Raw genomic sequence first — 8350 nt, forward strand, 5'->3', positions numbered from 1 at the left:
ATTTTTTTCATTCCAGTTGAACAATGATGAAATCATGTCCAACATGAATTTTCGATCTTCCGGCGTTTTTCTATGTAAGAGTTCCATGAATTCTGCAAGCTCATCGTTTCGCTTCATCGGATCAACGAATCGAAATAATTCCTCAAGACTGACATGAAGAGCATCGGCTATTTTCTCCAGGCTGTCAAACGTGACGTTTTTTTCGCCGCGCTCAACCGCCCCCACATGATTGACATGTAAGTCGGCAGCATCAGCGAGCTGCTCTTGCGAGATGCCTCGTTCCTTACGGAGCATTCGAATCTGTTCCCCAAGTCTTTGTAATCGTTCGGACATGCCATCACCTCTGTTTCAAGCTTAATGGAGGTGATAGGAAAGGATAACACTCTAAAAGTGTGACTTTACATGTAAATCCAATCTGACATATAATCAAATGGTAAAAACATCCTATAAATGTGGTTATAGACCTATATCACATTTGTGGAGATTGCAGAGAAAAGAGGATTGGGAATTTGAAAACGTATAAGAAAAAGCATTTGATTGCATCGTTCATGGTGGGGGCGCTGTTTTTTAGCGGCGTCGGCTATGCGGCTAGTTCCAGCAGCATTGATGTGTTTTTCCAGCCGCTGAAGTATTATTTCGATGGGGTCGAAAAGAAAGCACCTGAAGATCAGCAAGGGTTTATTTACAACGGTACGACATATGTGCCGCTGCGCTTCGTTGCAGAAAGCCTAGGACAAAAGGTAGGCTACGACGGACCGACGACGTCGATTTACGTAGGGAAGCCAAAAGAAGGGCAAGTTACCTACATGGAAGAAATGAAAACACATACATACAAGAACATTTACAATGACGATTCGAATCAATATGCGAAACAGGCAGCTTCTTTTACCACAAACACCGGCGTTCAATTTACACATGGATATACGTACAAAACATACTCCTGCAATTTTGCTAAGATGCTTGATTTAGTGACTTACGAATATCTGACAAATGGACAATATAAAAGCTTTGAAGCTTTTATTGCTCCGGATTCTGGATGGAATAAGCTTCCGAAAACAGATAATATCGGTCAGATCAAAATCTATGCGGATGAAAAGCTCGTATATGACTCTGGCGGCGTTTCATCCGATATTTCGAAACCAATTAAAGTAGCCGTCGATTTAACCGGGGCTTTAAAAGTCAAAGTAGTTGTTAGTGTTGGTGGGTTTTGCAGTAGTGCTTCTTCAATTGGACTTCTAGATGCCAAGTTCATTAATTAATCAGAAAGCAGTCACCTCAAAGTTCGAGGTGGCTTTTTTTAAGAAAGGAGAAGTACATGAAAAATAGCCTGGTATATGAATTACCGAAGCACCGGCTAATTAAGCCTATTCAAAACGTAGTTCCGATCATCCGAACACTTCTTTTCGGTCCTTTGATGATGCTAAAGGTTTCACCGATTATGGCGCTCATACTAGCCTGTATCGAGTTTGCCATCGCACTGGATCATCGCTACGGCTTGCATACCGCGAATGAGTTTTTCGCGATGCTCTTCTGGCTGCTTGTTAATCATGTGGTTTGCTACATGATCAGCGGCTTGGTTAAGCGGTTTAGGAGGGGCAAACAATGAGCTCAGATGAGCTACTTCAAGGGTTAACAGAGACAAAGACGTTAATACAGCGAATTACGGATTACGCCGATGAATACAGCAGCATTTTGAAAAAGCCGTTTAACTTACCTGTGATCATTGTTGGTCTTGCCGCATGGATTTATGTGTTTATTAAAACGGGCATCTCGCACGTCCTGATTCATTATTCGGATAAACTGCTGTTCACTCCCTTTGTTGAACCGCTGAATTTGCCGCAAAACATGGATGTGTTACTGGTCGCGACCGATCTTGTTGTCCTGCATGTCGGCAGTTTTTTATGGCTCAGTCTATCCCTGGAGCGGGCAATCATGTCGCGGCGCTTACGCGTAAAGGCGATCAGACTTACTGAAATTCAAGCTAGCTTGGAAAGCGACATCAAGCAATTGGCAGGGTCGTTTGTACCGGAGGATTATTGGAAGGTCGCTATTATTGAGAAGCTGGAGACATACGTAACAAATCAGCGTGCAGCGACCTTGAAAGAATGCATAAATCTATACGAACAAGAGCGGATGCATGAAGAAGTTGTAGGGCGCATAGAAGCTGCGGAATCAGCGGCAAATGCCGCGCGTGCCGAAGCGGCTTCGGCAAGACGCGAAGCATCAAGGTTACAGTCAGAGGTGGATGACCTCAGACAATAAAAATGGAGGGTAACAATTCAAATGAAACGACTTCTTGCAATTTTCATGGTGTTAGCCATGTTAATCATCAGCATACCAGTATCCGTATCCGTTTATGCCGCAGGTGAGACAAAGAAATTGAATGTGGTGCTTTACTCGAATGTGTCATTCTACGTAGACAAGCAAAAAGCGGACGATAAAACGTTAGTTATCAACTATCAGGGCACAAGTTACTTACCTATTCGCTATATTTCGGAAAAGATGGGCAAACAAATAAATTGGGATGAAGAAACGCGTTCTGTCATTGTTGGTCAGCGACCAACACAAATGAAAAAGTTATCTCTACAAGACATTGTGATTGATCCGCAGAAGGCGCAGAGCAGCCTAAATAGAGAAATTGAAGTGACGTTGTACCCAACAGCGTTTTACTTTGATGGACAACTGGATCAACAGGATAAACCAGGATACTTTTATGACGGTGCTACCTATGTACCGCTTGCCATGCTTTATAACGGAACCACTTATGTGCCGGTGCGTTATATAAGCCAAAAATTTTCTCAGCCAATTGGTTGGGACCAAGCGTCTAAAAGTATTTATTTGGGGGCAAAGCCTGAAAAGTTCGAGCCATTATCCCCTGAATACGAGCAGATCGCCAATGGGATATTTGGTGTTCAACTAGATCAACATTATTCGGAGATTGCACAAAAGCTGGGGGAACCTGATTTGAAACTATGGACAAAATCAGGAAATGGCGTTTGGTGGATATATAACAACGATTATAATAACTTTTTGCAAATCTTTTTTGATTACTCTGGGAAGTCCAACTTTATCTACTCGAATGCGAAGAACTTTAATTACTATGGCATCACAAAAGGCGTTGATTATTTTGAAGCTAAAAAAATGATAGATCAATCCGATGCAACGGTATACGGGGTTGACCAGAACGGAGAGATTTTGGTATCGGCAATCAGTTTTATGAATAAAAGAGGTATGGATTTTGCGATAGAACGCTTGAATTTATCTGATGATGGTATTACAACGTTAATTTATGGATTTGTTAATGCTGAGCGTGTAAGTCGTGGTATGCCAGCTTTTTTGCAGGATGCAAGCGCCCTTGAACAAGCGCGAAAAAAAGCAAGTGAGTTTGATCAAGAGTTTCTTGAAGGTAAGTTTCTGGAAAGAAAAAGTTGGGCGGTTGTGGATTTGCCTTTTAGCTACCTCGACCAATTTAAATCTTGGAATACGAATAATTTGGTGCTAAGTCCAAACTACAGTGGTATTGGATTAGCAACATCACATCACAGGATATTTATGGAATTGTCTAGAAATAACGCCTTTCAAGATTCAGATGGAAGCCAATATACACTTCACAAAAAGGCGATTAATGTACTTTCCGAATCCCCGCTCACGCCAGCTAGTTCAAACTACGGGGTATATGGAGTTGTACTTAATTCAACACCAAGTGAAGTAAGCAAGATTCTGGGGGAACCTAATCGCAAAGAGTACTCCGTTTATGATCATGGTGAATTCTGGGTGTATAACCAGGATTTCAATCGGTTCATAAGATTACTATTCTATAACGATCACTTGGTTCAAATCAATGCTTCCGGCTCAGATGTTCCAGCGGAAATGGAGGGTATGAACACTGAGGGCTTAAGCGTGTATAATTTCGGGATTAGCTCTGGCAAGAACCGCAAGCAGTTATGGAATAGCATAGCTAATATCGATACATATGAAAAATCGGTAGAGATCAGCTTGAAAAAGCCACTAGCTTCTAAAGCTGTGACAGATGGCATGAAAAATCAACTGATTAACCGACAAGAATTACGTTTGCTTGACCGTATCAATGCGTTACGTGAAGAAAACGGCTTAAATAGGCTTGTTTGGAATACAGAAGCTTCGAGTGAAGCATCGAAGCTTAGCCAACAATGGTTTAGTAAAAGGTATACGTATGGTAATCACACAGAACCATCGGAATTGCAGAAAATTGCATCTAAACAGGGTTATAGTACTGTTCTGGAGCTAATCGAACCCACTTCTCTTATTGAATTTAGAAGTGATCCTTTAGGCACAGATGATCTAGAAAAGATTGTATCTAAAAATGAGGCAAGTGTTTTTAGTTTTTGGTCAAGACAGAAAGAAACCTTACTGGATCCGGATTTAAAGGAAGTAGGAATTGGTTATGGGAAAATCGATGTTATAGGCGGCTTTACAACAGGTCTTTTCTTTAAATAGCCATAATTGATGATTTTCCTATGTTTTGATGGTAATCAACATTTGATTCAATAACAGAAACCCACGTCCCCAAATAGTGACGTGGGTTTTCGATTTGACCTTCGCTACATGGTTAAAGATTTGCTAGCGGGTTCGGGAAGGTATTGAAAACAACGGCAGACGTACGTGATGAAGCTGATTCAGTTAGGAGAGAAGAGGAGTGGCTTCAATTTGAAGACCTACGACATTATTAAAATGGTATTAATAATATGTAATTTCCTATACGGGAAAAGCGCATATCAAAAATAACCAGTTGACATAATGTGTGTTGGTTATTTTTGATTCTTAGACTATCGTAAATCCAAAGTCTTGGGGATTGAATTGGTTCATGCCAATTTCAAAGGAAAAAACAAAAGATGCCAGAAATCTTTGAAACAGGGGTGGTTGCCATAATAAATGCTAGCCAACAGCAAAACTGTAAACATGAATGGATTATAGACATTGTTTATGAAGATCAATCATTCAATCGTCATTGTTCGAAATGTTTTCATCAGCAATATGTTATTGCAATACTTAAAGAAGGTGAACTGGAAGAACTCATCGCTCAACTTAAATTTGGTGAGACGGGAGAGGAAGAAAATAAGTAAATACATCATTTGTTAAAATATTTATCAATAGACGAATTGCAAAGGAAGTTCCCTCTTGCTTTCATAAATTGTATCGCAAATTTATTGGCTTCTTTTTCTGACTGTCGGCTTTCATATTGACCATCGTTATAACCTGGATATGTTAATAAACCGGTGTGGTGTTGCACATGATGGTAATATTCATGGGCAAAGGAGAAAATTGTTTTCGGTAAAGTTTGACGAATAACTTCTTCTAGAACATTTTCATCGTTAATCCCAAATTTTTTATCCGTTTTATTGAGAGCTTTTAAGAAGCTAAGTACATTATCAAATAAGAACAAATAAATGGTCCAATTTAAAATATTATATGTTCCATTAAGGATTGCTATTTCGTTGTCTATTGAATTTTTTAAAGAATAAGCAGAACTATGTTTTGTACAAATTTCCACCTTGAAATTTGGAAGATCTGATTTATTAGCTTCATTGACTAAAGATGAGGAAATGCTGTTCAAATCCTGGTTCACAATTGTTTGAAGATGATTAACGATAATTTCTACTCCGTTTTGCTCCATTTCTCAATTCAGCCCCATACTCTATTTAATTTATATTGTTGCAATTGACAATACAATAAATTATATAATAAGTACCAGAAAATCTGGAGTTCTTTTTCTAGAGCATGGTACTGAATTAATCTACATCATTATTTTTCAAACGGTGGTTTTAAAGCTTTTTGACTTTTTCCAAGTGTGACATTATGAATTGTTTGTTTTGAAAGGAATTCGTAATAAATTTCTAGAATAATAAGACATTTAATTTTTTTGAAATGGAGTGCTTAACTTTGGTAGTCGACCGAAAGGAAATACGTGAATTGATTCAGTCCAATGATATCGAAGCTATTCGTGACTTGTTTGCTCGCGGCTGGGATCCAAATTATACGGATGAAATCCGAACGCCAGGCGTTCCAAAGCACTTGCCAATTAATGAAGTCATCGAATCAAAAAACTTGCCGATGCTACAATTATTCGTTGAAAATGGTGCCGAGTTGAACTTTAAAGGAGAACCGACAGCGGTGGTAGCTGCACAGTGGTCTACGACGGAAATCTTGAAATATTTAGTTGAACACGGTGCTGATATTCAAGCAATGGACTATGTGAAGAAATCTGTCTTAGATGGAGCATTGTATCAAAGAAATCCGGACATCTCACTAGAAATGCTTAAGACGGCTGTGGAGCTTGGTGTCGATATAAAAGTTCACGGAGGCAAGGTGCTGCGTTCTGCCGCGTGGAAGGGCAGACTGCCCGTTGTGCAATATCTTTTGGATGTCGGAGCGGACGTTAACTATAAAAAAAGTGATAGCGTTTTTACAAATGACCCGACAGCACTCTATGAATCCGTTTCGAGCAATCATTATGAGGTCGCGGAATTATTGATTGCTAGAGGTGCCGATATAACGATCGCTGATAATCGGGGGCAACGCCCCTTTCAAGTGGCTAAGAAAAATAAAAATCAGCAATTAATGGATTTAATCGCTAAACATGAGCCGGCGGAATTGCATCAATTGGACCAATGCATTGCCAAATTAAAGAAAGAAGGGCTCCCTACTAAGCTGATTAAATTTTTGGGCACTGAAAACAAACGAATTGATCTACCCAAATCTCTGCGAACCGAGTATATCGAGTTTAACACCCTACAGGAAGTCACCGTCTTCGAATATGGCGGTTTTAAGTTGCTTGACCTTTTAAAAGATGTTGAAGGGTACGGTGGTACAACGATGCTCATGTGGTGCCCAGCAAAAAAATGTTTTGCAACTTTAGACGAAGAACATGATGCGTTTGGATTTATTAACTTTACGTGGGAAGCGTTCTTAAAAAATGCCGGTCGAGTGATGGATGACATCTTAGAAGGAACCTATGCAGAAGAACAGAGCGAATAAAGGACGTATATGAAAGTATGCTTGGATGCATAAATCAATCGTGGTTAATACTTATCTAAATGGAACGAGGGTCTGGTACCATGAATCACAAAGTGTTTGGAAAAATAGAATTTGACCTTCACTGGGTTGGAACAGTTGAAATAGACATGTTTGGGGTTAATAAAAGTGTGATTTTGAGTATCGATGGAACAGAAGATGGATATTTCACAGACGAACAGACAGTAGCTTATTCGAGTTTTCTAAAAGATAAGCCAAGATTTATTGCTGAAGCAGAAGATGGGCTTTTTTCTTATGATCAAAGCGTGTGCACGGACTACAGGGACCGTTTTGGTGAGTCCGCAGATGCTCTTGCACCCATTATTACAGAAAAGGCTCAAGTTGGCGATTTAGTATCGCTCACACATGTAGTCATTCGAATGTTTCCAAGAAATAAAAGAACGGTCGGATTTTTATTTGACGCTAAATGGGAAACATCCCTTGGCGCAGCCGTGAAGTTTGAAAATGAGCAAATGGCGGAAGTAGGCTTTCAGGATATCGTCCTTTAGCTCTCATCGACAAAGTTATTAGGTGGGGTATTGAATTGAAGAAATATAAAATCAGTTATTCCGCTTCACTTGAATTTGAACTTATAGGCAATCTTAATGAGTCCGTTCTAGAGGGAAGATTCAATTACTTGAATGATGCATCCAAAGCAAGGCTTATGGAATTAGAAGATGAATCAGATGGATGGTATCTCGATGATAGCGGGTATCGTCTTTCAGACGAGGAATTGTTTAAGGCAAGTCCTTGGATGTTAATTGATGATCAAGGAAAACGAATAAAGATGATACAACGATTCCTAGATGGGGAAAATGGGGAGGTTAAATTCTTATTGCAACCATTAGCTTAGAGTTTCTAATAAAATAGTGATGCTGTATTAATAAATGTGATTCGAATAAAACGCAAAACAAAGCGGACCGCCAACTCTATGTGGTGGTCTTCTTTGTTTTTCTAACAAAGAAATGCTGGTAAATTATGAGCTTTCATCATTTGTCCTGTGAATTATGAGTTAGAGGAACAACCTTACCACGCTAGCAAAGGAGAAATGGATTTTTTAAAAAAGTTAACACTTAAAAGTATTTTCTTATATGGAGGTGAAACGATGCACAACAAATTGAATAGAATCTTATTAGTCAACCAATACTCATACGTCCCCCTACTTGGTTCTTTATGTACTCAGTATACTTTTTCTACAATGTATAAAAATGAAAAATATGTATTTCATATCAATCTAATAATAAATAAAAAGATTATCCGGCTTAGTTTATCATTTATGAACGATCACGCTGTTTCTAAG

The 8350-nt window shown here is 39.2% G+C and carries 11 protein-coding genes; 9 read left to right on the forward strand and 2 right to left on the reverse strand.

Annotation, left to right across the window (positions count from 1 at the left end; translation table 11 throughout):
• Positions 1-333, reverse strand: a 333-nt coding sequence (locus AC3WRW_RS32620; protein WP_492550374.1) for a helix-turn-helix domain-containing protein, incomplete at its 3' end; no start/stop codon positions are given.
• Between the two features lie 176 nt (positions 334-509).
• Here AC3WRW_RS32620 and AC3WRW_RS32625 point away from each other — a divergent pair.
• From AC3WRW_RS32625 to AC3WRW_RS32645, 5 genes are all read left to right on the forward strand, one after another.
• On the forward strand, positions 510-1259 hold the full coding sequence (locus AC3WRW_RS32625) for a stalk domain-containing protein (RefSeq protein ID WP_492550375.1): 750 nt from the start codon (positions 510-512) through the stop codon (positions 1257-1259).
• A gap of 56 nt (positions 1260-1315) precedes the next feature.
• Positions 1316-1606 carry a hypothetical protein gene (locus AC3WRW_RS32630; RefSeq protein WP_492550376.1) on the forward strand — a complete coding sequence of 97 codons (291 nt, stop codon included), beginning with the start codon at positions 1316-1318 and terminating at the stop codon, positions 1604-1606.
• On the forward strand, positions 1603-2262 hold the full coding sequence (locus AC3WRW_RS32635) for a hypothetical protein (RefSeq protein ID WP_492550377.1): 660 nt from the start codon (positions 1603-1605) through the stop codon (positions 2260-2262). The genes AC3WRW_RS32630 and AC3WRW_RS32635 overlap by 4 nt, the downstream gene beginning before the upstream one ends.
• 21 nt (positions 2263-2283) lie before the next feature.
• The gene (locus AC3WRW_RS32640; protein ID WP_492550378.1) at positions 2284-4476 is read left to right on the forward strand and encodes a stalk domain-containing protein; all 2193 of its coding nucleotides are present in this window, start codon (positions 2284-2286) and stop codon (positions 4474-4476) included.
• 395 nt (positions 4477-4871) lie between these two features.
• Positions 4872-5102, forward strand: coding sequence for a hypothetical protein (locus AC3WRW_RS32645; protein ID WP_492550379.1), 231 nt, complete (start codon positions 4872-4874; stop codon positions 5100-5102).
• Between the two features lie 5 nt (positions 5103-5107).
• Here AC3WRW_RS32645 and AC3WRW_RS32650 read toward each other — a convergent pair whose 3' ends face one another.
• Complete coding sequence (locus AC3WRW_RS32650) at positions 5108-5653, reverse strand: ImmA/IrrE family metallo-endopeptidase (protein ID WP_492550380.1); 546 nt, start codon at positions 5651-5653, stop codon at positions 5108-5110.
• Positions 5654-5919: 266 nt separating this feature from the next.
• On the opposite strand from AC3WRW_RS32650, the gene AC3WRW_RS32655 reads away from it, so the two are divergent.
• The 4 genes from AC3WRW_RS32655 to AC3WRW_RS32670 all read left to right on the forward strand — a co-directional run.
• Positions 5920-7014, forward strand: coding sequence for an ankyrin repeat domain-containing protein (locus tag AC3WRW_RS32655; RefSeq protein ID WP_492550381.1), 1095 nt, complete (start codon positions 5920-5922; stop codon positions 7012-7014).
• An 80-nt stretch (positions 7015-7094) separates the two neighbouring features.
• Entirely contained in the window at positions 7095-7559 is a 465-nt protein-coding gene (locus tag AC3WRW_RS32660) for a DUF6985 domain-containing protein (RefSeq protein ID WP_492550382.1), read from the forward strand.
• A gap of 35 nt (positions 7560-7594) precedes the next feature.
• The gene (locus AC3WRW_RS32665) at positions 7595-7903 is read left to right on the forward strand and encodes a hypothetical protein (protein ID WP_492550383.1); all 309 of its coding nucleotides are present in this window, start codon (positions 7595-7597) and stop codon (positions 7901-7903) included.
• A 147-nt stretch (positions 7904-8050) separates the two neighbouring features.
• On the forward strand, positions 8051-8350 hold a 300-nt coding region (locus AC3WRW_RS32670; RefSeq protein ID WP_492550384.1), incomplete at its 3' end, for a hypothetical protein.

Source organism: Paenibacillus sp. FW126-R14 (assembly GCF_058789495.1).

Coding starts and splice junctions, on each gene's coding strand:
- AC3WRW_RS32635 (WP_492550377.1), top strand. CDS start 1,603: ATGAGCTCAGATGAGCTACTTCAAGGGTTAACAGAGACAAAGACGTTA.
- AC3WRW_RS32630 (WP_492550376.1), top strand. CDS start 1,316: ATGAAAAATAGCCTGGTATATGAATTACCGAAGCACCGGCTAATTAAG.
- AC3WRW_RS32640 (WP_492550378.1), top strand. CDS start 2,284: ATGAAACGACTTCTTGCAATTTTCATGGTGTTAGCCATGTTAATCATC.
- AC3WRW_RS32645 (WP_492550379.1), top strand. CDS start 4,872: ATGCCAGAAATCTTTGAAACAGGGGTGGTTGCCATAATAAATGCTAGC.
- AC3WRW_RS32660 (WP_492550382.1), top strand. CDS start 7,095: ATGAATCACAAAGTGTTTGGAAAAATAGAATTTGACCTTCACTGGGTT.
- AC3WRW_RS32650 (WP_492550380.1), bottom strand. CDS start 5,653: ATGGAGCAAAACGGAGTAGAAATTATCGTTAATCATCTTCAAACAATT.